We start from the raw sequence: 26,089 nt of genomic DNA on the forward strand, positions 1-26,089 counted from the left end.
ATAGCTCCTTAGTATAGTGAGTTTTTGTTTTCTTCGATGAACTGGTCATCCAAGCGGCCAAACATCTTGTAGTAAGTCCAAGACGTGTAAGCAAGGATGATAGGAACCATAACAAACGCTACGCCTGTCATTAGGTTCAGAGTCAGTTCAGATGAAGTTGCATCCCACATTGTTAGACTTTGGCTTGGCATCAGGTCTGAAGGCATTACGAATGGGAACATTGCGATACCAGCAGTAAAGATAACACCAGCGTTGCCAAGGCTTGACGTTAGGAACGCGATACCACACTTCTCTAGGCGAGATGCCAATACAGCTAGTAGCGGCATAGCAACACCCAGTACAGGTGCAGCCCATAGTAGTGGGTAAGCTTCAAAGTTATTCATCCACGCACCAGCTTCACGGATAACCTCTTTGTTTAGAGGGTTAGAAGCCGCTGCAGTGTCGATGCCACCTACAATAACGTAGCCTTCGATGCTCTGGATCCAGAAACCTGCAACCACAAATGCAATAACAGTTAGTAGACCTGTTAGCTGAGCCACATTACGAGCACGAGTATGTACTTCGCCAGTTGTCTTCATTTGAAGCCAAGTTGCACCTTGCATCAGGATCATGAACAAACTTACTAGACCACATAACAGAGCAAATGGGTTTAGTAGACCAAAGAATGAACCGTGGTACGTTGGCATTAGGAATTCGTTCAACTGGAATGGAACACCTTGTAGAAGGTTACCAAACGCTACACCAAAGATGATTGGTGGAACGAAGCCACTGATTGAGATACAGATATCCCAAGTGTTACGCCATTTTGGATCTTCGATTTTTGAGCGGTAATCAAGACCAATCGGACGTAGCCAAAGTGCCGCTAGAGTTAGGATCATCGCTAGGTAGAAACCAGAAAACGATGTCGCGTAAACCAAAGGCCATGCTGCGAACAATGCACCACCCGCAGTGATAAGCCAAACTTGGTTACCATCCCAGTGCGGAGCGATTGAGTTAATCATGACACGACGTTGTGTGTCGTTTTTACCGATAACAGGTACAAGCGCGCCTACACCCATATCGAAACCGTCAGTAATAGCGAAACCAACTAGTAGAACACCGATCAGTACCCACCAGATGAATCGCAAGATTTCGTAATCAAACATCTTGTTGTCTCCTTACCTTACGCTTCTACTTGGCGGCTAACTTTGTCTTCAACAGAGTCAGCGTTTTGCTCGAAGTGGTAGCGACCAGTTTTCAGGCTACTTGGACCTTTACGAGCGAATTTCACCATTAGGTATACTTCTGCAATTAGGAATGCAGTGTACAGCGCTAGGATTGCAAATAGTGAAGTCCAGATTTCACCTGCTGTTAGTGCTGAAGCCGCAACGTGTACCGGTAGGATTTCACCTACTGCCCACGGTTGACGGCCGTACTCAGCAACAAACCAACCTGCTTCGATCGCAATCCATGGAAGTGGAATGCTGAACAATGCAGCTTTAAGAATCCATGGTTTCTGTTCGATCTTCTGACGACATGTTTGGATAAATGATGCACCAAATACGAATAGCATGATGAAGCCACACGCAACCATGATACGGAATGACCAGAATAGCGGCCATACTGTTGGGATTGAATCATCTGCAGCAGCTTGGATTTGGTCTTCTGTCGCGTCAACAACGTTTTCTGTGTAACGTTTTAGAAGTAGACCATAACCTAGGTCACCCTTCACTTCGTCAAACGCAGTCATGTTTGCTTCAGACTTGTCGCCTGCACGTAGTTTTTCAAGCAATTCATATGCGTACATACCAGTACGGATACGGTCAACGTGCTCTTCACGTAAGTCGTGCAGACCTGTTACTTGCTCGTCAAATGAACGTGTCGCGATGATACCCATAACGTAAGGGATCTTAATTGCGTAATCGGTGTTCATTGTTTCTTGGTTTGGTAAACCGAACAGTGTGAACGCCGCTGGTGCTGGTTCTGTGTGCCACTCAGCTTCGACTGCTGCAAGCTTCACTTTTTGAACTTCACCAAGCTCGTAACCAGATTCATCACCTAGCACGATAGTAGACAGGATTGCTGCCATACCGAAAGAAGCTGCGATAGCAAACGAACGACGAGCGAACGCCACATCACGACCTTTCAATAAGTAGTAAGAACTGATGCCTAGAACAAACATTGCACCACATGTGTAACCAGACGCTACTGTGTGTACAAATTTAACTTGCGCTACAGGGTTTAGAACAACGTCTGCGAAGCTCACCATTTCCATACGCATGGTTTCAAAGTTGAACTCAGCGCCAACTGGGTTTTGCATCCAGCCGTTCGCAATAAGAATCCAAAGTGCAGAGAAGTTAGAACCCAGAGCAACCAACCAGGTTACCGCTAAGTGTTGACGTTTAGATAGACGATCCCACCCGAAGAAGAATAGACCAACAAAAGTTGACTCCAGGAAGAAAGCAACCAGTGCTTCGATCGCCAGTGGTGCACCGAAGATGTCACCTACATAGTGGGAGTAGTAAGACCAGTTCGTACCAAACTGGAACTCCATGGTAAGGCCGGTAGCCACACCAAGTGCAAAGTTAATACCGAACAGCTTACCCCAGAACTTGGTCATGTCCTTGTAGATTTGCTTGTTCGTCATTACGTACATCGATTCCATAATGGCCAAAAGGAAGGCCATACCAAGAGTCAATGGTACGAATAGGAAGTGATACATCGCTGTCAGTGCAAACTGCAACCGCGACAGATCAACTACGTCAATCATGGTAACTCCTATGTGTCGGCTGAATGACACTCTCTACATATTGCAATCCATACACAAGTGTTATTCACACTTGAAAAATGTTGAATTATCACAACGCTTTGTTGCAAAAATGTGCTTCATTGGTTAGTTAATTGTTAAGCATCAGCTAATATAGCTGGGTCTAATATTACTTGTAAAAACAGTTTGTTTCAAAAGGTTTATGGCGAGAAACCGCTTTGATATACATCAATCTTTATGCGCTGATTTTGCACAAAAATCCATCACATTGATCCAGATCAATCGATATTCGATGAGTATGTTAATAGAGAGTAATCAGGAGAGAAAATAATCAGTTAGGCAAGAACATAGAGTTAACAATCTATAAGTTTCTATTACCTATTTAGTATTAGAAGAGATTTAATAAATGAGAGGTTGGTCAACATTGGTGAAACGCTGAGCGCTAAGCGCCCAGCGATGGAATCTTACTTTTCAATTCCGAAATGCAGATAAGCGCGATCTGTGGCAATTCTACCACGAGGAGTGCGTTGCAAGTAGCCTTGTTGGATTAGATATGGCTCAAGAACGTCTTCAATGGTGTCTTTCTCTTCACCAATCGCGGCTGCCATGTTGTCTAAACCGACAGGTCCACCACCAAATTTCTCCATGATCGCAAGCAACAGCTTACGGTCCATGTAATCAAAGCCTTCTGCATCCACATCAAGCATGTTCAGCGCTTTGTCTGCTGTATCAGCACATATATGACCATTACCTTTCACTTCGGCATAGTCACGAACACGGCGCAATAGTCGGTTAGCAATACGTGGTGTACCACGAGCACGGCGAGCGACTTCCAATGCACCTTCTGATTCCATCGACAAGCCCAAGCAATCGGCACTGCGCTGAACGATATCTTGCAGGTCTTTTACTTTATAGTACTCAAGGCGCTGCGTAATACCGAAACGGTCACGAAGTGGCGAAGTCAGAGAACCTGCACGCGTCGTTGCACCGATCAAAGTGAAAGGTGGCAAATCAATTTTGATAGAGCGTGCTGCAGGACCTTCACCAATCATGATGTCCAACTGGTAATCCTCCATTGCTGGATACAACACCTCTTCAACCATCGGGCTTAAGCGGTGAATCTCATCAATGAACAGCACATCGTTTTCTTCTAAATTGGTCAGCAGCGCCGCCAAGTCTCCTGCTTTCTCAAGCACTGGGCCAGAAGTGGTTCGAATGTTCACTTCCATCTCATTGGCGACGATATTCGCAAGCGTGGTTTTACCCAAGCCCGGAGGACCAAAAATCAAAAGGTGGTCAAGCGCTTCATTTCGCAATTGAGCAGCTTTGATGAAAATCTCCATCTGATCACGAACGTGATCCTGACCTTGGTAATCTGCCAGTTTCTTAGGACGAATCGCACGGTCGATGACATCTTCATCACGAAACGAAGGATTTTCTGGAGCGATTAAACGATCGGCTTCAATCATATTGTTCCCTTGGGCTTTCCGTTACACCATTGATTTTAGTGCTTCACGGATCAGTTGCTCACTGGTCATATCCGGTTTAGCGATCTGAGAAACCACTTTCGACGCTTGAGTCGGCTTGTAGCCCAGAGCAAGAAGCGCACTGATTGCCTCTTCTTCTGCGTTGTTAGAACCCGCAGAGCCAGAGTCCGCAGGTGCTGCATCCGTAAATGGAGTAAACAGATCGCCAGCGCCCCACCCTTTCAGACGGTCTTTCATTTCTACGACGAGGCGTTCAGCGGTCTTCTTACCAACACCCGGTAGCTTCACAAGCGTTGAAATGTCTTCACGCTCAACGCAAGAAACGAATTGGCTCGCCGTCATGCCAGAAAGGATACCTAGACCTAGCTTAGGACCAACGCCGTTCGCTTTAATCACTTCACGGAAAAGCGCACGTTCTTTTACTGTGTTGAAACCGTAAAGCAATTGCGCGTCTTCACGCACAACAAAGTGAGTATAAATAATGGCTTCTTCGCCGACATTTGGCAGTTCGTAGAAACAGCTCATTGGCATCTGAACTTCATAACCAATGCCATTAACTTCAATTAAAACTTCAGGTGGTTGCTTTTCAAGCAGAGTGCCGCGAAGACGTCCAATCACTATAAATACTCTTTGGAAATGAATTTGCGACAGGATAATAAAGAACTGGATAGACATCCAGTCCTTTATGCGGTGGGGTTAAATTTTTGAGACAACTTGATCAAGCTGTTGAGTCAGATTGCGCACCGCGACCACTTGCCCGTTCAGCTCGTTGCCGTATTGCGCGACAGTTTCGGCAATGGTTTTGGTGTTCACTACGCCGTTAGCAACTTCACTGCTGGCTTCATCTAACTCTTTTAAAGCCGTCATTTGCGTCGCCATGATGCCAGACAGACTCTGCACATCGTGAGAGATGGTGGTAACTTGCTGAATAATGGTGTTCATTCGCTCTGTACTCGATGTCACGACGCTTTGACCATGCTTCACTTCTTGCTCACTGCGATCAAGCAAGTTCCGAATTTCCACCGCCGACTGACTGCTCTTAGCTGAAAGCTCTCGCACTTGGTCCGCAACGACCGCAAAACCTCTGCCCTGCTCACCCGCTCTCGCCGCTTCAATAGCGGCATTCAGAGCGAGCAAGTTGGTTTGTTCCGCAACTGACGTAATCAAGTCCGCCACTTTCATGATGTCTTCATGGCTGGTAATGATCTGGCTGATCGCTTGGGTAGAGTCCTCCAATAATTCCGAGCTTTTCTCAGCTTGTTGATGAACGCCCTCACTCTTCTCGCGCAGCTCTTGGACAAACTTGCTGGACTCTTCAATCCCAGTCGCCATGTGATGCACTTGCTGACTCATTTGCTCGGCTGCGCTGGCTTGGGATTCACTGTTTACATTAAGGGCGTTCACTTGAGCATCCAATTGCGATGATTGTTCATCGAGTACTTGCGAGACTTGTTTCAACTCACTTGAGTTTTGATTCGCCTGTTCTAGCACCTCTGCTAAACGTAGCTCCCCTTCTGTCGCCTTTTGTGCCACCAACTCACTTTCTGCTTTAGCTTTCTCTGCACTTTCAATCGCGATGTCTCGCTGCTTGGTGGTAAAGGCTTGCGCAATACAAATCACCACCAGCGGTAACACTGTGCCTGACCATATCTCCACACGCTGCGCAGATTCTGACAACACGAGTTGGGGAAAACCAAAACCAGATACATGCTGATACGTCATTACCGCAGAAAGCACTATTACTAACGCGCTCCAAGAGATTGCCATGATACGAGTGCCAGATAAAAAGAAAGCGACGACTAACAAAGGCACCCAGTAAGTTTGGGTAGAATCGACCACGCCACCACTTTGATAGATGATGTTGAGTGCATGCACTGACATGCCAACAAAACCAAGATTGAGCGACAATGCCGGTTGTTTGAACCACCTCAGGCTAAAGGCGGATATTAGTTCGAGTGCGATTAAGAGTACTGAGGTGAAAATTAGGCTTTCATGTCCATGTTTGGACCATTTGATCAGGCTGTAGATACCGACGAGGAAAGCGATGAAGGTAAATAGAGAGAGGATGTCTGCTTGACGTTGTTGTGTTCTTGTCCATTGAGTTTGGCGCGGCATAAATGCACTGCGCCACAGCGTGGCTGGATTCATGTTCAATCTTCCTTGATTGATTTCTTGTTAGACCTCTGACCACTATAGTTTTGTAACATTTTCTCAACAAATCCAATCCATAAATCTGTCTGAGATGTCTCATTTTTAATACGAGAATACGCCTAACGGTAACGACCTTTTCTTGCACTGGTTGCTTTGCCTGCGAGCGCCACTAGTGTCTTATTGGTGTTAGCGTGACAAATGGCAACACCCAACGCATCGGCGGCATCGGCTTGAGGCTTGGCTGGCAATTTAAGCATGTGTTGAACCATATGTTGAACCTGAACTTTGTCTGCGCCACCAGTGCCTGTTACCGCTTGTTTAATGAGACGAGCCGCGTACTCATGCACCGGAAGATCCGCATTCACAGCCGCCACAATTGCACTACCACGCGCCTGCCCTAGCTTTAATGCAGAATCAGCGTTCTTCGCCATAAACACTTGTTCGATAGCAAATACATCTGGTTGAAACTGGGTGATGATTTCCGTCACGCCTGCGTAGATTTGCTTGAGACGACCTGGCAGCTCTTTTTCAGAAGTACGAATACAGCCGCTGCCTAGATATTGCAGATGACGACCTTGCTGGCGAATCACGCCGTAACCGGTAATACGAGAGCCTGGGTCAATACCCAAAATAATTGACATGAAAAGTCCTAATCAATAACTCACTAAATTTATTAGAATATATGCCATTAAAACAAAAACTCCCGCAGGTGCGGGAGTTTTTTCTTTAATTGTTGTGCGCTTATTCTGCGTCTTTTTCTTTCGCAACTGTCACTGCAATCGCTAGCTCTTCTAGAGCCGCTGGGTTTGCAAGGCTTGGAGCGTCTGTTAGTAGACACGCCGCCGCAGTTGTTTTAGGGAACGCGATAACATCACGGATGTTCTCTGTACCACATAGCAGCATCACTAGACGGTCTAGACCGAATGCAAGACCTGCGTGTGGAGGCGTACCGAATTTTAGCGCGTCCAGTAGGAAGCCGAATTTCAGTTGTTGCTCTTCTGCATCGATACCTAGGATATCGAATACCGCTGCTTGCATTTCTGCGTTGTGGATACGTACAGAACCACCGCCTACTTCGTAGCCGTTTAGAACCATGTCGTATGCGTTTGAGTTCGCTACTGCTGGGTTCGCTTTTAGCTCTTCCGCAGTCACACCTAGAGGTGATGTGAATGGGTGGTGCATTGCGTGTAGGTTGCCTTCGTCGTCTTCTTCGAACATTGGGAAGTCAACAACCCATAGCGGAGCCCAAGTGCCTTCTTTAGTTAGACCTAGGTCTTTACCAAGTTTAAGACGAAGTGCACCCAGTGCTTCAGCAACGATGTTAGCTTTGTCTGCACCAAATAGGATGATGTCGCCAGATTCCGCTTGAGTGCGATCTAGAATGCCGTTGATCACGTCTTCGTTTAGGAATTTAGCTACAGGAGATTGGATACCTTCCATGCCTGCTGCACGGTCGTTAACCTTCATCCATGCTAGACCTTTCGCACCGTAGATACCTACGAATTCTGCGTAGCCATCGATTTGCTTACGAGTAAGCTCAGCACCACCTGGAACACGGATAACTGCAACGCGACCTTTCTCGTCGTTTGCTGGACCAGAGAATACTTTGAACTCAACGTCTTTTACTAGGTCAGCAACGTCTACTAGCTCTAGCGGGTTACGTAGGTCTGGCTTGTCAGAACCGAAACGACGAATCGCTTCGCTGAACGGCATTACTGGGAATTCACCTAGGTCAACGTTCAGTAGCTCTTGCCACATTTCACGAACCATTTTCTCAGTCGTTGCACGAACTTGATCAGCCGTCATGAATGACGTTTCGATATCGATCTGAGTGAATTCTGGTTGACGGTCAGCACGCAAGTCTTCATCACGGAAACACTTAACGATTTGGTAGTAACGGTCAAAACCAGACATCATTAGAAGCTGTTTGAATAGCTGTGGAGACTGAGGAAGCGCGTAGAAGCTGCCTTTGTGAACACGGCTAGGTACTAGGTAGTCACGAGCGCCTTCTGGTGTCGCTTTTGTTAGTACTGGTGTTTCGATATCTAGGAAGCCGTTGTCATCTAGGAAACGACGAACAAAGCTAGACGCTTTAGCTCGTAGCTTGATGCGGTCGCTCATTTCTGGACGACGTAGATCTAGGTAACGGTACTTCAGACGTTGCTCTTCAGAGTTCTTTTGGTTGAAGTCTAGAGGCAGAACGTCAGAACGGTTGATGATTTCAAGACCTGTAGCAAGGATCTCAACTTCACCTGTTGCCATGTCTTTGTTTACTTGGCTTTCTGGGCGAACGCGAACCTCACCAGTTAGCTTGATACAGAATTCATTACGAAGTGTGTTAGCCACTTCATACGCATCTGCCATATCTGGATCAACAACTACCTGAACGATACCTTCGCGATCTCGCATATCGATAAAAATAAGACCGCCTAAATCACGACGACGGTTAACCCAGCCGCAAAGTTCTACAGTTTGTCCTGCAAGGGACTTGTTCAGGTGACCACAGTAATGGGTACGCATAATGAAATTCCCAATCTCTCAAATATTGTTAACTACGCTCTGTCAGCCTCATTGCCGAGCAGAGTAAAGATCCATTTATACGCTGAAAGCCTATGAAAATCGACTACTCAACATACAATTAAGTGTGTTTTATCATTCATTGGTGGTTTTTAGTACAACAAATGTTCAAAAGCGCACCAAAGCGAAAAAATTGGTGGGGATTATAGCGTGAAATTACCCATTTCAGCAAAACTCTCGTAAAGTGGACTCAGGAAAAAACGTAAAGCAGAGATATGGATAATTTACCCCTTCGACTTGGATTGACCATGTGGTCGCACAACCAGTGGCAGCAAAGCTTTTATGGCAGTGGCACCAAACCCGCAGAGCGACTTGAAAAGTACGCGCAGGTGTTCCACACCGTAGAAGGCAACACCACCTTTTATGCCACACCGACGCTCAACACGGTGCAAAACTGGAAAGCCGCGACTCACGACGATTTCAAATTCACCTTTAAGTTGCCAAAAGCCATTACTCACGAACAGATGCTCAGAGGTTGCGACGAGCAGTTACGTGACTTTATGACGATCATGGAACCGCTTCATGAACGTGTTGGACAATGGACGATTCAGCTCCCTGCGGCATTTGGTCCAGAACACCTCGATAGATTAAAGAAGTTCTGTGCCAGCTTTCCGCCGAATTTCCCGCTTGGGGTGGAAGTTCGTCACATGGCGTTTTTCTCCAAAGGTGAAGAAGAACGTGCGTTGAATCAGTGGTTGTTAGAGAGCGGCATCGACCGCATTATTATGGACAGCCGCCCTGTATTCGCCGCGCAGCCGATAACAGAAGCAGTGATCGATGCCCATCAGAAAAAGCCTCGCGTTCCGGTTCATGCAATCGCAACCGCCAAACACCCGATGATTCGTTTTATCGGTCATCCAGACATGGACGACAACCTGCGCTTTTTCGAAGCTTGGTTGAAGAAGCTGCCGATGTGGATTGAACAAGGCATTCAACCGTACTTGATGATTCACACACCAGATAACGTCTTAGCACCAGAACTGGCTGAAAAGTTATATAAGCAGCTACAACTTAAGCTCTCACTGCCAAATTTGTCTGTATTTCCTGCCAACGATGGCAACTCGCAAATACAAATGTTTTAGACAAGCTTATAATTAAGCAAATGACAGAGGCGCGAATTTCCCATAAAATACGCGCCTTTTTTGATGCCTGACATTTTAGGCGGCTTGTATGCAGAGACTTGGTTATGAACCCTAAGAGCAATCCAGATACTATTTTTTCGGCTCCAATCGATAAAATTGGGGATTTCACGTTCGATGAACGCGTGGCGGAAGTTTTCCCTGACATGATTCAGCGATCGGTGCCGGGTTACAGCAACATCATTTCTGCAATTGGTATGTTGGCAGAGCGTTTTGTTAAGCCTCACTCAAACATCTACGACCTAGGTTGTTCTTTGGGTGCTGCTACGCTGTCTATGCGTCGTCATATCAAACAAGAAGGTTGCCAAATCATTGCAGTGGACAACTCTCCTGCGATGGTTGAACGCTGTAAGCTTCACGTCAATGCGTACCGCAGTGATACGCCAGTTGATGTAGTCGAAGCGGACATTCGTAATATCGAAATCGAAAACGCGTCTGTGGTGGTATTGAACTTCACGCTGCAATTCCTTTCTCCAGAAGACCGCTATGCTCTACTAGAGAAAATCTACGCGGGTCTGCGCCCAGGCGGCATTTTGATTCTGTCTGAAAAGTTCGTGTTTGAAGATGAAGTATCTAACGAGTTGTTGATTGACCTTCACCACGACTTTAAACGTGCAAATGGCTACAGCGAACTTGAGATCAGCCAAAAGCGCAGCGCGATTGAAAACGTGATGCGCCCTGATTCCAAAAAAGATCATAAAGAGCGTTTCGCAGAAATTGGTTTCTCAAGCTACGACGTTTGGTTCCAGTGCTTTAACTTCGGTTCAATGTTTGCGATTAAATAAACTTCGCAACACAGTTCGCTCTCATTAGGACGTCATCCTCAAGAGCGAGGAACGAGCGAGTTGGGGATCTCTTATCAAAAACGATAAAAACCGAGATTCCCTATCACGTTCGTCCCTCACTGTAGGGAATGACACATTTAACTTTTACCCAGGGTCTGCAGACTCCATAAACTCAGTGAAAAACTATGTTTAATTTTGCTAATTTTTATCAGTTAATCGCTCAAGACACTCGTCTTCAGCCGTGGCTAAACGTATTACCTCAACAGTTAACAGATTGGCAAAACGCTGAGCACGGTGACTTTGGTCGCTGGCTGAAAGCGCTGAACAAGATTCCACAAGGTGCACCAAACCAAGTGGACATCAAAAACTCAGTAACCATCAGCAACGATACGCCTTTCCATGAAGGTGAGCTGAAAAAGCTAGAAAGCCTACTGCGTACATTCCACCCATGGCGTAAAGGTCCATACACAGTGCACGGTATTCATATCGATACTGAATGGCGCAGTGACTGGAAATGGGATCGCGTTCTTCCGCACATCTCACCACTAAAAAACCGCAGCGTGCTCGATGTAGGTTGTGGTAACGGCTACCACATGTGGCGCATGCTGGGTGAAGGAGCACGCCTAACGGTTGGTATCGACCCATCTCATCTGTTCCTAATTCAGTTCGAAGCGATTCGTAAGTTAATGGGCGATGACCAACGCGCTCACCTTCTTCCATTAGGTATTGAACAACTACCAAAGTTAGAAGCGTTCGACACTGTATTTAGTATGGGCGTCCTTTACCACCGTCGCTCTCCACTGGATCACTTGGTGCAGCTAAAAGACCAGTTAGTATCAGGTGGCGAGCTTGTTCTAGAGACACTCGTTATCGAAGGCGATGAGAACGCGGTATTGGTTCCGACGTCTCGCTACGCGCAAATGCGTAACGTGTACTTCTTCCCGTCAGCGAAAGCACTGAAAGTATGGCTAGAATTGGTTGGCTTTAAAGATGTGCGTATTGTAGATGAGAACGTAACGTCTGTAGATGAGCAGCGTACGACCGACTGGATGACGCACAATTCACTGCCGGATTACCTAGATCCAAACGACCCAAGCAAAACGGTAGAAGGCTACCCTGCACCTCGCCGTGCGGTGCTTGTCGCAACCAAGCCATAATTAACTGAGATTTCTGACATTGTCTTAACTCACTCCCTCCATTAAGACATTAACCTCTCTTCAAATCTAATTAAGGATGCGTCTTGCGTCCTTAATTTTTTGGCTTTTCGTCACTATTCCTCATTCTGTAAGAGTCTGAAGCAGATTCTTGCTTGTGAGCCTTTGGCGATAACGCTAAACTCTTAAAAAACAAACAACTTACTCCAATCCCAAGGTTTTCAATGTTTATACGATTGACTCCGGTTGTTGCCATCGCCTTACTATCTGGATGTACTTTGACCAAAGGCGAACAGTACCACCAAGAAACGTTAGCTGCTATTCAGGCTTCAGAAACGAATTTCAATACTCGCGTTACCAACTTAGAGCTTCAACTTAGTAACCAGTCGGATTACATCGAAAGTTTGGAAGACCAAGTGGATAAGTTAAATGGCGAACTCAATACCTTCCGTAAAGAAGCAATGGACGAAGTGAGAAAGCCTAAAGAACCTATCATTGTTCAAGCTCCTGCTCCCGTTCAAGCAACTCCTACCCATGACATTGTCCTTGGCTCAATTGAGCGAGTGACGATCGATTCAATCAAACAAACGTTCGACGCTCGCGTAGATACCGGCGCGGCAACATCTTCACTGAATGCTGTTGATATCGAAGAATTCGAAAGAAATGGCAAAAACTGGGTGCGTTTCCACCTAGCTGATAATACCAAGTCAGATGAAGAGAAAGATATTTGGATTGAAGCACCAATTATTCGCTACGTGAAAATCCGTCAAGCAACCAATGAAGAACTAGAGCGTCGTGCTGTAGTTGAACTTTGGGTGCGCGTTGGAAAAATTCATGAAAAAGCGCAATTTACGTTGGCAGATCGCTCTCAAATGAACCATCCTGTGTTACTAGGAAGAGAATTTATGCGCGACATCGCACTCGTCGATGTGAGTCGTAAATATATTCAAACGGAAGAAGATAAAAAATAATAAGGTAGATTATGACGTCAAGAATACCGTTTTACCTGTCAATCATCCTTTTGGTGGTTGCGGGCATCGCTTTGAGTGTTTTCAGACATCAGAATTACGGCGTTCCATGGACTCCAGGTGAAACGCGTCAAGTTTGGGATGTTGAAGCCCGCATTGAGTTCAATGCAAATGGCGGTGAAGTTAAAGCTTCTCTCGCTGCTCCTCATACACAAAAAGGCTACACCTTAATCGGTGAGTCGGCGTCATCTCCTGGTTATGGTGTTTCTTACGTAAACTCTGATTCAGGTCGTCGTGCTGAATGGTCTATCCGCCAAGCAACTGGCGCACAAACCATTTACTACAAAGCCCAATTCTTGGTTGATCCACAAGCAAAAGTGGATGAACAGCCACCAACCGGTGAAATTGCCAAACCAACCCTTTCAGCACCTCAACAAGCGGCAGCAAATGCGTTGATTGAGCGTGCAATGAGCCGTTCAGCAGACAACGAGACTTTCGCTCGTGAGCTGATCAAAACACTGAACGATCCAGATAGCCAAAACGCGGCACTGATTCTAAATGACTTTGATCGTACCGACGCTCTGCACAAAATTCTGCTTACCGCTGGCGTACAGAGTAAGACCGTTGGCGTTATCGAGCTGGAAGATGGACGTCGCCGTCAAACGATTCAACCTATGGTTCAAGTTTGGTCTGGCGATAAGTGGGTACTCTTCTCACCAAACTCTGAGCAAGCTGCAGCGCAGCCTAACCTGCTTGTTTGGGATGAATCGAATGTTTCCCTACTTGACCTAGTGGGCGGCAAAAACAGCCAAGTTCACTTCTCTATGATCAAGCAGGAGCTTACACCGCAAGAAGCAACCAACAACAAAGTGGAAGCTGACGGTCTATTGAACCTGTCTATCCACAGCCTACCTCTTGAAGAGCAGGCGATGTTTAAGACCATCATGCTGATTCCAATTGGTGCTCTTATTGTTGTATTCCTGCGCGTTATCATCGGTCTTAAGACATCCGGTACCTTCATGCCAGTTCTTATTGCGGTTGCCTTTGTACAAACGCAACTTGTAACAGGTATCGTCGGCTTCCTACTGATTGTCGGTACGGGTCTGATCATCCGAAGTTACTTATCGAGGCTAAACTTACTTCTGGTCGCAAGGATATCCGCGGTTATCATCACAGTAATCATGATCATCTCTGTGTTTACCGTTGTGGCATTCAAGATTGGTCTGACTGAGGGTCTAACCATTACCTTCTTCCCAATGATCATCTTGTCATGGACGATCGAACGTATGTCGATTCTATGGGAAGAAGAAGGCGCGAAAGAAGTTGCCCTTCAAGGTGGTGGCTCACTACTGACCGCGGTACTGGTTTACTTGGCAATGACCAACACCTACATCCAGCACCTAACGTTTAACTTTATCGGCCTACAGCTCATTGTACTGGCAGGTATTCTACTACTAGGTACATACACGGGTTACCGTCTAACTGAGCTACGTCGCTTTAAACCACTAGCGGAGGACTAAACGATGTTTGAACGTTTTACTTCGCCAGCAAAACTCCGCCATAAAGGCATTATGGGGATGAACAAGCGTAACCACAGTTACATTGGTCGTTACAATGATCGTTCTAAATACCCTTTGGTGGATGACAAGCTCAAAACCAAAATTATCGCTGAAGCAGCAGGCGCGACTGTGCCTGCTCTTATTGGCGTGATCGCCAGCCAAGCTGAAGTGAAAAAGATTCACAAGATGGTTGAGAACTGGCCCGGTTTTGTAATCAAGCCAGCTCAAGGCAGTGGTGGTAAAGGTATCTTGGTTATCACTTCACACAAAGATGGCGTATATACAAAGCCATCTGGTGCTACCTGCAATAAAGAAGAAGTTGAGCGTCACATCAGTAACGCACTCGCGGGTCTTTTCTCCCTTGGTGGTAAGAACGATGTAGCTGTGGTTGAGAACTTAATTAAGTTTGATGACTGCTTCGACGGCTTCAGTTACGAAGGTGTGCCAGACGTACGTATTATCGTATTTAAGGGCTACCCTGTTATGGCGATGATGCGTTGCTCTACAGCAGCATCGGATGGTAAGGCTAACCTTCACCAAGGCGCGGTAGGTGTCGGTATCGACATTGCTACTGGTAAAGCCATTCGCGCGGTGCAATTTGACCAACCAGTGACTCATCACCCAGATACGGGTAAAGACCTGTCGACACTGCAAGTGCCTCATTGGGAGCGCTTGTTAGAGCTTGCGTCCAGTGCTTGGGAAATGACAGGTCTAGGTTACATGGGCACCGACATGGTATTGGACAAAGAAGAAGGTCCAATGGTTCTGGAGCTAAACGCTCGCCCTGGCCTAGCAATCCAAATTGCAAACGGTGCAGGTCTCCTACCTCGCTTGAAACACATTGAGAACCTTGGCACTCCTGCTGAGTATCCAAAACCAAAAGAGCGTGTTGCGTACGCAGCAGAGCAATTTGGCGTAAAATCTCAGTTCTAATCTAATCGCTAGCAGCCATTCTCGTGGTTGCTAGCTTTCTTTTCATATTTGAGCACTATCGCTCTCTTCCTAAGTAATTCATCGTTTTTATCACTGCAATCGATGATCCAGCTAACAAAATACACATCGATCGTTTCTTTTTTCTGCCGATTTTTGATTTTATATTTTCTCCCCCTTACTCAACTCGAGAGGTTGGGCGATGCTAACAAAAGAAACTAATAACAATGATACTCCGCTTGTTGAACAAGAGAACTTTGACCAACACCTACAACGTTTGTCGGAAATCTCTGTCCAAGCACTTGATGAGCTTGCTGAAATGATCGAAAAAGGAAACGACTTTTCAGAAGAATAGGACTTACCTTTTCACATTTAAGCGCCTGCAAAAAAGCCGAGCCTGTTGCCCTACAGACTCGGCTTATTTCGTTTTACAAATACAAAAACGCCCGCGTTTCTTGCGGGCGTTTTTAGCTTCGGAGTTTAGGACTCAAACTCTTCAATCATCTCTTGTGCTTCAGTCTTAGGTTTATCGTTTTGACCAAAACCACGCAGACCAACTACGTGTACATGCTCGTGGTCTTTAAACACCTTACGCACGAGTTTGTAGGTCGTACCTTTCTCTGGGCTGATATTTTCTGGCGCCGCGATAAGAAGCTGCATATCCAGACGGTCACACAGTTCAAACAACGTTGAGATAGATTTCGCATCCAGACGTGCTGCCTCATCAAGGAACAACAGACGACATGGTACGATATCTTTACTGCGCAAACGGCGTGATTCTTCTTCCCAGCTTTGAACAACCATCAGTAGGATTGACTGACCAGTACCGATCGCCTCACCCGTAGATAGCGCGCCAGATTCAGCTTGTAGCCAGCCGTCAGAACCACGGTTCACTTCCACACTTAGCTCTAGGTAGTTACGGTAATCCAGTAGCTCTTCACCCAGAACCTGAGGAGAACGTTGACCCATATCGATGTGTGGGTTCACGCGTTGGAACAGTTTCGCCATTGCTTCAGAGAAGGTAAAGCGAGTCGATTCAAACAGATCTTTATGCTGCTCTTGTTGTGTCGCTAGACCGTTCAGTAGCACTTCGTGACTTTCGCGGATCTTCACATTTAGACGTACGCCCTTCACCTGACCGAACGAGATGTTCGACAAACCTTGGTTCAGCATACGAATACGGTTTTGCTCACGCTGAATCGTCTTCTTGATGATGCTCGCTACTGACTCAGAGCTGATCGCTAGGCGGTTTTCACGTTGCGTTAGCTCTTCCGTTAGACGCGCCAGCTCTACTTCCATCTCTTCGATCGCTTCGACTGGATCATCAGTACGGATGATATCCTGACGAATGCGCTCACGAAGATGTTGGTAAACCGCGATGTAAAACAGAACTTTACGCTCTGGACGTGCATTGTCTTCTGATAGACGCAGCGCATCACGCAGGTCATCATTATTCGCAACCGCTAGACGCAGCGCACCCAATGATTTATCCGACATTGAACGCAGTTCATCCGCTGACATGTAAGCCAGTTCACGCTTGTGTAGACGACGCTCAACATCGTTCTCACGCGCTAGACGAAGTACCGAACACCAGCCAGCTTTCGCTGCAACAACGAAGGTACGCAGCTCAACGTATTCTTTCTGAACTTTCTTCAGACGTTTCGCCAAGCCTTTCATCTCTAGTTCAGTAGAGGTGATCGTACGCTCGTATTCGCTCTTACGGCTACGAGAAGTGTGTAGACGCTCATGCAGTTCGTCACGACGACGCATTGCACGCTCTTCTGCACCTTCGTCAGCGTTCACGCCAAACTCTTGAAGTTCTTGTTTGAACTCTTGAACCGTTTCCAGTTTCGCTTGGTGTGAACTCTTCAGAGAAGCCAATACTTGGTTGTATTGGTTCATTTGACCTTGCGATTGTTTCAACTCTTCACGAGAGCGAGTACGCATTTGTTCAGCTTGAACCAGTTTTGCTTTTAGCTGTTCGCTCAGCTCACTGCTCTTGTTCAGTAGGTCTACTGAATCTGAATAAGCGAAGTAGTGGCGACGTTCAACGAGATCCGAGAGCGCAAAGATTTGCTTCTTAAGATCTTGTAGCTGTTCGTCTGCCGCTTTGTATTCCGCTTCTAGTGCATCGAATTGCTCTGGATCGGCATCTAGGGCAACTGCGACTTTTTCCAGTTCCGCCACCGCTTTCGCGTGGTTATTTAGGAAAGCTTTTGCTTCTGAAAGCTGGGCGATTTTCTCTTCCAACTCATCAAAGCGCGCTTGCAGCGACTCGTCTTCAATCAACGCCATGTTTGGTGCTAGCTTGTCTAGAGAAGACAATGCTTGCTTGCTGGTTTGCAGTTGAGAACGTTGCTGCTGCTCTTTTGCATCCAGATCAGCCAGTACGCGCGCAATTTGGTTACGCTTGTCGCGAATGGTTGCCAATGCTTGCTCTGGGTCAGCTTCGAATGCTACTTGAATGTGGCTTGCCACAAACTGGTTGAAAGCTTGATACAGACGCTGCATTTTTTGCGAATCGAATGCTGCTTTCGCGTGCTTCTCAACAACTTCTTCACGTTCGTTACGTAGTAGCTCTAAACGCTGCTCACGTGCTGCACGACCAAACAGTGGGATTTCAGGCAAGCGAGAGTAACGCATTTGGCGATCGTTCATGCGAACACAAACCGCGCCTTCTAACTCTTCTGCGCCGAATGAGCTGTCATCAAAGGCATCGATGTCACCTTCAATGATGTACAAGTCTTCTGGACAGTCGTCTAGCTCTACCAGTTTCTCTTCGATACCAGATAGGTCAGAAACAACGATAGCGTGACGAGCCGGACCGTACATCGCACTGAAGTAAGGCGCGTCATCAATAGTGATGTCATCGTAGATCTCAGACAGCAATACGCCGCCTAGAGTATCTGCCAAACCTTTCAGGCGAGGGTCGTTTGAACCACCAGGTGAAGCAAGACGCTCAATCTCAGTGTCAAGTTGGCTGCGACGCTCTGCTAGTTTGTCTTTTGCCAGAGAAAGGGTCTTCTCTTGCTCAAGCACCACTTGCATTTGGCTCATGACTGACTGGCTATCTTCTAGCTCAGCGCCACTTTGTTCACGCAGTTTTTCTAGCGCATCGTTCGCTGCAATCCACGTTGGAGCAATGGCTTCTAGCTTGTTGATTTCCGCCGCTGCATCTTGCTCTAGACGACGCTGTTCGCTGCGTTGTTCACGCACGTCTTCTTGCGTCATTTCTAGCGAGTCGATTTGCATCGCATGACGTTCACGCTCTTGTTCAAACGTGATTTCGTCAGTCAGTTCAACATGGAATTGCTTTTGGTACTCGTTGACTAGCTCGCGCGCTTGACGTTGCTGGTTAAGGCTACGCTCAAGGTCACGGTGCTGTGCACGCCATTGCTGTTCGTTTTGCGCGACTTGCTGAGATTCACGCGCTTTCGCAATTGCGGTTTTCGCATGTTCAGACGCGTCTTTACGCTCAACTTGACCAACGATGCTTTGTACCAGTTTAAGCGCGGTTTCGAACTGCTCTGCTGCCGCAGAAGACATGTCCAGTTTGTGCTTAACCGATAGCAACGCGTTGGTGCTTTCTGATTCTTTGCTCTTAAGCTCAGAGACAAGCGCTTGTGCCGATTCTGCCGTTAGGCTGTCATCGCCAAGTAGTTGCTTCGCTTTTTCCAGCGCTTGAACCGCTTGTTGGTATTGAAGGGCGCGAGTTTGTTGAACGTCGAGTGCTTGTTGGTAGTCAGCCAGCTGCGTCTTAAGGCTATCCACCTCTTCTTCCGCAACGGTCGCTTGCTCTTCCACCATCATCACGCGTTCTTGCGCTTCTTCCACTACCATCATCTGTTCTTCAAGACGCTCACTCAGCTCTTCAAGATCTTCTTGGTAGCGTTCGATCTTCTCTTGCTGGCGTAATGCGTTTTGCACCAGTTGCAAGTGATCCGAAGCCGCTTGGTAATCTTGCTCTAGCGCAGATTCCGACTCGATCAGCAGTTCTAGCTCTTCTTGAACACGGTTAAGCAGGTTGTTTTGCTCAACGAGAGTTTCGCGAGAACCGAACAGCTCTGAACGCAATGACAGCGTTTTATCCAGCTTGTTACGACGATCGTTCGCGTGACGCATGTAGTCCGCAGCCACGTAGTTGGTTGACTCTGTGATCAAGTGTTTGAACAAGTCACGGTCTGCTTGCGTGGTTTTGATCGCTTCTAGCGTCATGCGGTTTTCACGCAGTGCTGATTCCATATCTTGGAAGGCTTTCTTCACGCCGCCGTTTTGTGGCAGAAGGTAGTCACGAAGCGAGCGCGTGATTGCACTTGAGATACCACCGTAAAGCGATGCTTCGATCAGGCGGTAGAATTTAGAACGGTCACCAGAGTTACGCAGTTTCTTCGGAATCACACCGAATTCGAACATCTGCGAGTGGTAATCCACGATAGAAGAGAAGGCTTTAAATTGAACGCCTTCAAATTCTGCGATCGATTCTTTTACTTCATTGATTTGACGTACACGAGCTTGAGTCGCAGATACGCTTTCAACCAAGATATCCGTTGGTTTCACATGGCTTGGAAGACCTTGGATAACAAACGGTTTGATGTCTACTTTCTTATCACGACCCGCTACTTGCTGCAGTTTTACTGCAAACAATAGGCGTTGGTTACGTGAGTTCACCACATCTAGCGCCGCATAACATGCGCCCGGCTGTAACTTACCGTACAGACCTTTGTCGCGAGACGATTGGCTGCTGCCTGCTTCTGTGGTGTTACGGAAGTGCAGTAGCGTTTGGTCAGGAATCAATGCGGTGATGAACGCCGCCATTGTGGTTGATTTACCTGCACCGTTACCACCTGATAGCGTGGTGACCAGACCATCGATGTCAAACGTACGGGCAAAGAAGCCGTTCCAGTTGACCATGGTCAGCGATTGGTATTTACCGCGTTCAATCATGCTCATGCTTCACCCTCTTCTGTTGTTTCTTCTTGGGCTTGGTCGTCTTGATCTTCTTCAGACAATAGGCTGCCTTGGCTTGGCTCTTTGGTGTGCACTACCGCTTCACCATCACGGATCAGACGTAGCTGCGCTTCACGCATATCATCACCAATTCGTACATCGGCACCAAAGCGGAATACTGCTTCACTGATGCTGAATTTACCGGTTTCACCGATGTTGATGATCATGCCTAGGCGACGCAGGCGACGGAGTGACGTACGTACTTTTTCAAACAGCTTTTCTTTATCAAGGTCAGAACCAGTCGCACGGTTCGTCACTAGCTTCATCAGCTTGTTTTCATCAGCCAGAGCAAGTAGCTCGTCGTACAATTCTTGGTTAGTGAAGATGCCTTCGTGCGCAAGACGTTCTGGGCTTAGGTAAAGGAAACACAGTACCTTACCCACCAGCATGTCCAGCTCAGAAAGGACACTACGACCAATCAAAGACGTTGAACGTGGACGGAGGTAGAAGAAACCTTCTGGCGCTTTCACCAATTCGGTGTTGTAGCGCTGATAGAAAGAAGAAAGCTCAAGTTCGAAATCCGACAACAACGCGTGGTTGTCCAGATCTTCACTTGAAACATGACGCCCTGCTCGAAGCATGCTGTCTAGCGCTGGGAACAGAGGGTTAGAAATTGCTTTTGCCAGATTCTCTGACATGTATTCATTAGTATCGGTCGATGACATTCGCTTGTACCTTTGCCCCAAATTCGTTGATTGCTTTCCAGTCTGGCTGAACAGCTTGGTAGTCGGATTCTGAATAACCCAGACGTACCGCCTGATCAACGACAATGCGAGCTAAATCAAAGTGATGAGTATGAGGGTGTTGTGCAAGGTAATCTCGCAGTACCACGCTCAAGTCAATAGGTGCGCCTTGGTCTTTATGCGCTTTCAGCATGTCACCAATTCGCTCCGCCAACTCATCATTGACTTGTTGAAACTCTTCGTATTCCACTTCCATCGGAACTTGACCTGTTACCTCGTCATCACGCAGTACTAGGGCTTCATCACGAAGGTCAGAAAGCCTTTCCGCATCTGCATAAGTCAGATACCAAGGCGAATCAAAGTAGTCTTTAACGGACTGGCGTAGACGCGAGCTAAAAGCACGGTTCTTATCCATATCAATTGCAGTACGGATGAACTTGTGTACGTGTCGGTCGTAGCCAATCCAAAGGTCGATCGCTTGCTGACCCCAGCTTGTGATTCGGTCCAGTTTCATCTGAAGACCAAACAAGGCTTCTTCGATAAACTCAAGCTCAGGGTCACCATAGACAATCTCTTGAATGTCTAGGATCTGAGTTTGCAGTTCATCACTGGCAGCTTGCAGCGTATCTTGAAGTTCACGCAACGTGCTTGATGTTTCTGACAGAAGCGCTTCACAGTTGTTGATTGCTTCACGCCAGTCTTTGTTAAGCAGGTCAGCAATCTGTTGTTTCACAGATTGTTGCTGCTCATCCATCACACGTTGGTTGAGATCAATTTGATCGAAGATTTCGCCTACAGAATATTTCAATATCCCGTACACGTTCTTCTTCCAGTGGCCCGAAGTGCCACCTTTTTGTGCCGCTTCAATCGCTTTCGCCATTTCATCAGCGACCATAGACAACTGAATAGAAAGGCGCAGTTTCGAGAACTCACGATGGCGCACGTAGTAGTCGGTAATTCCTATCGCTAATGGCGACAAGCGGTAAATGCTCGCTCCGTCAGTAATCTCACTGACAAAACGGCTCATAAGACGCTGCTTAACCATCTCGTTAATGGCATTGTTCGCACGGAAAGCCGAAGCTTCTCCCGTCTCATCAAAAAGTCGAGTGACGATGGCAAATGCGTCGTGCAATTCACCTTCACCCAATTCTTCATCGAACCTTTCATTACTTAATACAGCGATAGCAATCAAAAATGCCAGTCGCTCAGTGGTCAGGTTCAACGAGAAATCGTGCTGCTTTACCCAGCCAACCAACTCATCGATTGGTTGCTCTGCAGCATTGAGAGTCATCTCACTCATCGTTATTCCTGTTTATCGTTCTTCTTAGCCCACACATGAATATAGCGGCCTAATGAGAGGTATGGCTCTTGTCGACAAAGTTGTTTTTCTAGCGCCAACACATCTTCAAACTCGTAATCGCCCATGTATTGCATATTACCTATGTAATCACTGAATGAACGAATACCAGATTTACCACAAATACTAAAACCAGAATCTTCTATCCATTGATAAACCTCTTCAGGTTTTAGCCCTTTTTGTGGCTGTAGTTTAAATCTTTTTCGGTGAGGCATGCCGTCTAAAACATGAGGAATGTTGCCACAAACCACATTTTTATAGACCAAGCCGTGGTGGTTATAGAACATAACCGAAGCGATGCCCCCCGGTTTGACCTGCTCCAAAAGCGTTTCAAGTGCGGTTTTCGGATCAACCAACCACTCCATAACGGCATGGAACATGACAAGATCCACCTGCGCTTCCATGTGTTCACCAATGGATTGGACAGGCGAATGAATCAGGCGATACTGCTCAAGCAAACCGTTTTTTTCAATATCCTTCTTTGCTAGTTGCAGCATTTCCGAAGATAGATCACACAAAGCGACATGATGTCCGAGCTTAGCAAGCTTTTGCGACATTTGTGCTAAACCACCACCAGCATCAAGGACTTGTAATGCTTGATGGTCGGCGTCTAATTCACTTAGAATCTGTAGAAAATCTTCCCACACAATGATTTGTCGGATCTCCCCTTTATCGGAGCCGTAAATATTTTTTGCAAATTTGTGGGCGATATCGTCGAAATTGCGGTCTTCTGTCACTTCTGCTGAGTTATCATAACGGATTGTGCCGCTATTCTGTCACAAGGAAAGCAGGAATAAAGAGGGTTATCCTCATTTTTATTATCAATTGATGTTTTTTCGGACTATTTATGTATGTTTGAGCTGAAAAAAGTAATGTCAGCCTTGTTAATGCCGCTTCCGGCATTGCTAATCATAGGCTTGTTAGGTCTTGCTCTCATTAGTTTTACCACGAAACGTAAAACTGGCTGCTTTGTTGTTCTATTCTCTTTTGTCGGCATTTTCCTCGTTGCCTTCCAACCTGTTTCAACCAAGCTTCTGATGCCTCTTGAGCGCGAGTACAAAGCGTTTTTACCTGTATCAGGTAGCATTGACTATGTCATGGTGCTTGGTAATGGTCATGTCGTCGATGATGAGATCCCACCAACTTCTCAACTAAGCCGTACAGCGCTAATGCGCCTTACCGAGGGCATCCGTATTTTACGTATGTACCCTGGCGCTAAGTTAATTTTGTCCGGTTATGCAGGTGGATCTGAAATCAGTCATGCGCGCATGATGGCTAACGTGGCACTTTCTCTTGGTGTCGCAAAGTCCGACATCATCCTTCTCGAAGACGCTAAAGACACATGGGAAGAAGCCCGCCAAGCCGCTGCCTTTGTGAAGCAAAAAGACATTGTGCTGGTAACCTCAGCAAGCCATATGAAGCGTGCTTTGTACGAGTTTAATGCTGCAGGTATCAAGCCAATCCCTGCGCCAACCAACTTTATGGCAATTGATGACATTGAACAGCCATGGCAAAAGTACACTCCGAAAGCTCGTTACTTAGAACAAACCGAATTGTATTGGCATGAGTATTTAGGTGGGTTGTGGCAAAAGTTGCGTGATAACGTAGGTCAAACACCAATGGTTGAAGTAGAACAACCATAAAACACTTAAAAACGATTCAGTGGTCAAATTGCGGAAACAAAAAAGGAGAGCCAATGCTCTCCTTTTTTCTTTAGGTATGATTTAATCACCAGCAAACATGTAGCCTTCACCGTGAACCGTCACAAAGATTTGTGGGTTCTTAGGATCAAACTCCATCTTAGCGCGCATGCGGCGAATCAGTACGTCAATCGTACGATCATTTGGCGCATCCACTCGGTGGCTGATCATATTCAAAATACGCTCGCGGCTTAGTACCTGATTTGGGTACGAGGACAGTGCAACCAATAACTCGTATTCAGCTTTGGTTAGTTTCACTGGCTCACCATTACGGCTTAGAGCTCGACGCTGAATATCAAACGTCCACTCACCGAAGCGCACAATGTGTTCTTCATTAGTGTCGTTCGCTGCTTTTTGAGAACCGCTGCGTGCCGCAGAGATGCGCCATAGCAAGTTCTTCACGCGAACCAATAATTCCCTTAGTTCAAAAGGCTTTGTCACATAATCGTCTGCGCCCATTTCTAGACCAACGATTTTGTCAATGCTATCCGTGCGTCCTGTCACTAATATGATGCCGATATCTGATTGGCTGCGTAATTCACGCGTAAGCATAAGGCCGTCTTCGCCAGGCAGGTTAATATCCAGCATGATTAGGTCAACATCACCGCCTTGAAGCACTTCGCGCATCTCTGCGCCGCTTTCTGCTTCACTGACTTTGTAACCTTCATTTTGGAAATAGCCCGCGAGCTTACTGCGAGTTACAACATCATCTTCTACGACTAATACGTGATAGCTCATTTACACCACTTTCTGTCTTTTTTATTTTCCAAGACGTATTCTATTCATAACTAGTAACATTTCTAGTCATAGATACATTAAAAAGCAAGATTTTGCGATTTTATTGATTCAAAGCAAGCTTATTTACAGCCATTCACAAATACGCATATTTTCCAATAATGCATAACAATTATAGTTACTGCTATTCATCTTAATTGTTTACACTTAAGGGATAACCATTCAGGAGCAAAAAAATGCAAGAAGTGAAAGCTTTTAACGAGAAACGCGCAGAAATCTATTGGTGGTTTTCTAGCCTGTTCGCAAAAGAACTGACAGAGAAAGAACTAGAAACCTACCACAGTGTTGAAATTCGAAGCTTTTTAGCGGGTCTTGGTGAAAACGAATCACTAAAACCAGCTGTTGATACCCTTGTTGATGCACTCAACCGTTTACAAGACCGTGAAGACGCTCAGTTAGAATTAGCAGCGGACTTCTGTGAACTCTTTCTAAAAACAGAAAAGCACGGCGCACTGCCTTATGCTTCAATGTACATCGGCGAATCTGGTTTATTAAATGATAAGCCAGCAGAAGAGATGGAAAAACTGATGGCAGACTTTGGCGTGCAAGTGGACGAAAATCTGAAAGAACCAGCGGACCACTTAGCGGTCGAGCTAGATTTTCTAGGCAACATGATTATCCGCTCGAACGAACTAGAGCAAGATAAACATATGGAAGAAGCGTTCGGAAAACAGAACGAGTTCATCCAACAACACCTTATGACTTGGCTGCCACAGTTTGCTGCTAAATGTAAGCAATTCGACGAATTTGGCTTCTACATTAGCGTTACGCAACTATTAATTGCATTTTGTAAACTGGACAGCACCTACCTTCTTGGTGAATAATTGCCACCTATTTTGGGGAGTCTGTCATTCAGACTCCCTATTTTATTCGTTTGTTTTTAATCTGGCACAGAGAAATACAATCAATTTAGCCGTTAAAATGTGACCTCAGGGGCACAAAACAACTGCCTAGAATATTGCCAGCTTGCTCGCATCAGTCTAAAATGTGAGCGCAAACGATTAAATATGATTTATATGTAAACCGCTGAAATAAAGCGGTTTTTGTGTTT

The 26,089-nt window shown here is 46.3% G+C and carries 21 protein-coding genes; 9 read left to right on the forward strand and 12 right to left on the reverse strand.

Annotated features, from left to right (window positions below):
• Positions 1–8 precede the first annotated feature (8 nt).
• The 7 genes from cydB to aspS form a co-directional block, all read right to left on the reverse strand.
• On the reverse strand, positions 9–1,145 hold the full coding sequence (cydB, locus tag QMY49_RS09445; RefSeq protein ID WP_005450311.1) for a cytochrome d ubiquinol oxidase subunit II: 1,137 nt from the start codon (positions 1,143–1,145) through the stop codon (positions 9–11).
• A gap of 17 nt (positions 1,146–1,162) precedes the next feature.
• Entirely contained in the window at positions 1,163–2,749 is a 1,587-nt protein-coding gene (gene cydA, locus QMY49_RS09450) for a cytochrome ubiquinol oxidase subunit I (protein WP_005450312.1), read from the reverse strand.
• 461 nt (positions 2,750–3,210) lie between these two features.
• On the reverse strand, positions 3,211–4,215 hold the full coding sequence (gene ruvB, locus QMY49_RS09455; RefSeq protein WP_009698277.1) for a Holliday junction branch migration DNA helicase RuvB: 1,005 nt from the start codon (positions 4,213–4,215) through the stop codon (positions 3,211–3,213).
• 21 nt (positions 4,216–4,236) lie between these two features.
• Positions 4,237–4,851 (reverse strand): Holliday junction branch migration protein RuvA, encoded by a 615-nt coding sequence (ruvA, locus tag QMY49_RS09460; protein WP_009698278.1) that lies wholly within the window; start codon positions 4,849–4,851, stop codon positions 4,237–4,239.
• A 78-nt stretch (positions 4,852–4,929) separates the two neighbouring features.
• Positions 4,930–6,381, reverse strand: a complete 1,452-nt coding sequence (locus tag QMY49_RS09465; protein ID WP_283311208.1) for a methyl-accepting chemotaxis protein — start codon at positions 6,379–6,381, stop codon at positions 4,930–4,932.
• Between the two features lie 122 nt (positions 6,382–6,503).
• Positions 6,504–7,025: a crossover junction endodeoxyribonuclease RuvC gene (ruvC, locus tag QMY49_RS09470; protein WP_005426231.1), complete on the reverse strand. Its 522-nt coding sequence runs from the start codon at positions 7,023–7,025 to the stop codon at positions 6,504–6,506.
• Positions 7,026–7,125: 100 nt separating this feature from the next.
• The gene (gene aspS, locus QMY49_RS09475; RefSeq protein ID WP_049535766.1) at positions 7,126–8,904 is read right to left on the reverse strand and encodes an aspartate--tRNA ligase; all 1,779 of its coding nucleotides are present in this window, start codon (positions 8,902–8,904) and stop codon (positions 7,126–7,128) included.
• Between the two features lie 272 nt (positions 8,905–9,176).
• Here aspS and QMY49_RS09480 point away from each other — a divergent pair, with 272 nt between their 5' ends.
• The 7 genes from QMY49_RS09480 (at position 9,177) to QMY49_RS09510 (ending at position 15,851) form a co-directional block, all read left to right on the forward strand.
• Complete coding sequence (locus QMY49_RS09480; RefSeq protein ID WP_283311211.1) at positions 9,177–10,043, forward strand: DUF72 domain-containing protein; 867 nt, start codon at positions 9,177–9,179, stop codon at positions 10,041–10,043.
• Between the two features lie 104 nt (positions 10,044–10,147).
• Entirely contained in the window at positions 10,148–10,885 is a 738-nt protein-coding gene (gene cmoA / locus QMY49_RS09485) for a carboxy-S-adenosyl-L-methionine synthase CmoA (protein ID WP_005426299.1), read from the forward strand.
• A gap of 185 nt (positions 10,886–11,070) precedes the next feature.
• Complete coding sequence (gene cmoB / locus QMY49_RS09490) at positions 11,071–12,042, forward strand: tRNA 5-methoxyuridine(34)/uridine 5-oxyacetic acid(34) synthase CmoB (protein ID WP_005450339.1); 972 nt, start codon at positions 11,071–11,073, stop codon at positions 12,040–12,042.
• Between the two features lie 221 nt (positions 12,043–12,263).
• The gene (locus tag QMY49_RS09495) at positions 12,264–13,010 is read left to right on the forward strand and encodes an ATP-dependent zinc protease family protein (RefSeq protein WP_005450340.1); all 747 of its coding nucleotides are present in this window, start codon (positions 12,264–12,266) and stop codon (positions 13,008–13,010) included.
• 11 nt (positions 13,011–13,021) lie between these two features.
• Positions 13,022–14,527, forward strand: a complete 1,506-nt coding sequence (locus QMY49_RS09500) for an inactive transglutaminase family protein (protein ID WP_005450341.1) — start codon at positions 13,022–13,024, stop codon at positions 14,525–14,527.
• Positions 14,528–14,530: 3 nt separating this feature from the next.
• Positions 14,531–15,499 carry an alpha-L-glutamate ligase-like protein gene (locus QMY49_RS09505; RefSeq protein ID WP_005450342.1) on the forward strand — a complete coding sequence of 323 codons (969 nt, stop codon included), beginning with the start codon at positions 14,531–14,533 and terminating at the stop codon, positions 15,497–15,499.
• 199 nt (positions 15,500–15,698) lie between these two features.
• Positions 15,699–15,851 carry a hypothetical protein gene (locus tag QMY49_RS09510; protein ID WP_005450343.1) on the forward strand — a complete coding sequence of 51 codons (153 nt, stop codon included), beginning with the start codon at positions 15,699–15,701 and terminating at the stop codon, positions 15,849–15,851.
• 125 nt (positions 15,852–15,976) lie between these two features.
• On the opposite strand, the gene mukB is transcribed toward QMY49_RS09510, so the two are convergent.
• The 4 genes from mukB to cmoM are packed head-to-tail and all read right to left on the reverse strand — an operon-like array spanning position 15,977 to position 23,280.
• Complete coding sequence (gene mukB / locus QMY49_RS09515) at positions 15,977–20,440, reverse strand: chromosome partition protein MukB (RefSeq protein WP_283314105.1); 4,464 nt, start codon at positions 20,438–20,440, stop codon at positions 15,977–15,979.
• A gap of 2 nt (positions 20,441–20,442) precedes the next feature.
• On the reverse strand, positions 20,443–21,168 hold the full coding sequence (gene mukE, locus QMY49_RS09520) for a chromosome partition protein MukE (RefSeq protein ID WP_005450345.1): 726 nt from the start codon (positions 21,166–21,168) through the stop codon (positions 20,443–20,445).
• Positions 21,149–22,486 carry a chromosome partition protein MukF gene (gene mukF, locus QMY49_RS09525; protein WP_283311216.1) on the reverse strand — a complete coding sequence of 446 codons (1,338 nt, stop codon included), beginning with the start codon at positions 22,484–22,486 and terminating at the stop codon, positions 21,149–21,151. The genes mukE and mukF overlap by 20 nt, the downstream gene beginning before the upstream one ends.
• A 2-nt stretch (positions 22,487–22,488) precedes the next feature.
• Positions 22,489–23,280, reverse strand: a complete 792-nt coding sequence (gene cmoM, locus QMY49_RS09530; RefSeq protein ID WP_283311218.1) for a tRNA uridine 5-oxyacetic acid(34) methyltransferase CmoM — start codon at positions 23,278–23,280, stop codon at positions 22,489–22,491.
• A 114-nt stretch (positions 23,281–23,394) separates the two neighbouring features.
• On the opposite strand from cmoM, the gene elyC reads away from it, so the two are divergent.
• On the forward strand, positions 23,395–24,186 hold the full coding sequence (elyC, locus tag QMY49_RS09535; protein ID WP_005450349.1) for an envelope biogenesis factor ElyC: 792 nt from the start codon (positions 23,395–23,397) through the stop codon (positions 24,184–24,186).
• Between the two features lie 81 nt (positions 24,187–24,267).
• Here elyC and torR read toward each other — a convergent pair whose 3' ends face one another.
• Positions 24,268–24,981, reverse strand: a complete 714-nt coding sequence (gene torR / locus QMY49_RS09540) for a two-component system response regulator TorR (RefSeq protein ID WP_005450350.1) — start codon at positions 24,979–24,981, stop codon at positions 24,268–24,270.
• Positions 24,982–25,214: 233 nt separating this feature from the next.
• On the opposite strand from torR, the gene torD reads away from it, so the two are divergent.
• Positions 25,215–25,862, forward strand: a complete 648-nt coding sequence (gene torD / locus QMY49_RS09545; protein WP_005450351.1) for a molecular chaperone TorD — start codon at positions 25,215–25,217, stop codon at positions 25,860–25,862.
• The last annotated feature ends 227 nt before the right edge of the window (positions 25,863–26,089 follow it).

Source organism: Vibrio harveyi (genome assembly GCF_030060435.1).
Taxonomy (GTDB): Bacteria; Pseudomonadota; Gammaproteobacteria; order Enterobacterales; family Vibrionaceae; genus Vibrio; species Vibrio harveyi.

Excerpts from the sequence above, each read along its gene's own strand:
- cydB (WP_005450311.1), bottom strand. The coding sequence starts at position 1,145 with ATGTTTGATTACGAAATCTTGCGATTCATCTGGTGGGTACTGATCGGT.
- cydA (WP_005450312.1), bottom strand. The coding sequence starts at position 2,749 with ATGATTGACGTAGTTGATCTGTCGCGGTTGCAGTTTGCACTGACAGCG.
- ruvB (WP_009698277.1), bottom strand. The coding sequence starts at position 4,215 with ATGATTGAAGCCGATCGTTTAATCGCTCCAGAAAATCCTTCGTTTCGT.
- QMY49_RS09465 (WP_283311208.1), bottom strand. The coding sequence starts at position 6,381 with ATGAATCCAGCCACGCTGTGGCGCAGTGCATTTATGCCGCGCCAAACT.
- ruvC (WP_005426231.1), bottom strand. The coding sequence starts at position 7,025 with ATGTCAATTATTTTGGGTATTGACCCAGGCTCTCGTATTACCGGTTAC.
- aspS (WP_049535766.1), bottom strand. The coding sequence starts at position 8,904 with ATGCGTACCCATTACTGTGGTCACCTGAACAAGTCCCTTGCAGGACAA.
- QMY49_RS09480 (WP_283311211.1), top strand. The coding sequence starts at position 9,177 with ATGGATAATTTACCCCTTCGACTTGGATTGACCATGTGGTCGCACAAC.
- cmoA (WP_005426299.1), top strand. The coding sequence starts at position 10,148 with ATGAACCCTAAGAGCAATCCAGATACTATTTTTTCGGCTCCAATCGAT.
- cmoB (WP_005450339.1), top strand. The coding sequence starts at position 11,071 with ATGTTTAATTTTGCTAATTTTTATCAGTTAATCGCTCAAGACACTCGT.
- QMY49_RS09495 (WP_005450340.1), top strand. The coding sequence starts at position 12,264 with ATGTTTATACGATTGACTCCGGTTGTTGCCATCGCCTTACTATCTGGA.
- QMY49_RS09500 (WP_005450341.1), top strand. The coding sequence starts at position 13,022 with ATGACGTCAAGAATACCGTTTTACCTGTCAATCATCCTTTTGGTGGTT.
- QMY49_RS09505 (WP_005450342.1), top strand. The coding sequence starts at position 14,531 with ATGTTTGAACGTTTTACTTCGCCAGCAAAACTCCGCCATAAAGGCATT.
- QMY49_RS09510 (WP_005450343.1), top strand. The coding sequence starts at position 15,699 with ATGCTAACAAAAGAAACTAATAACAATGATACTCCGCTTGTTGAACAA.
- mukB (WP_283314105.1), bottom strand. The coding sequence starts at position 20,440 with ATGATTGAACGCGGTAAATACCAATCGCTGACCATGGTCAACTGGAAC.
- mukE (WP_005450345.1), bottom strand. The coding sequence starts at position 21,168 with ATGTCATCGACCGATACTAATGAATACATGTCAGAGAATCTGGCAAAA.
- mukF (WP_283311216.1), bottom strand. The coding sequence starts at position 22,486 with ATGAGTGAGATGACTCTCAATGCTGCAGAGCAACCAATCGATGAGTTG.
- elyC (WP_005450349.1), top strand. The coding sequence starts at position 23,395 with ATGTTTGAGCTGAAAAAAGTAATGTCAGCCTTGTTAATGCCGCTTCCG.
- torR (WP_005450350.1), bottom strand. The coding sequence starts at position 24,981 with ATGAGCTATCACGTATTAGTCGTAGAAGATGATGTTGTAACTCGCAGT.
- torD (WP_005450351.1), top strand. The coding sequence starts at position 25,215 with ATGCAAGAAGTGAAAGCTTTTAACGAGAAACGCGCAGAAATCTATTGG.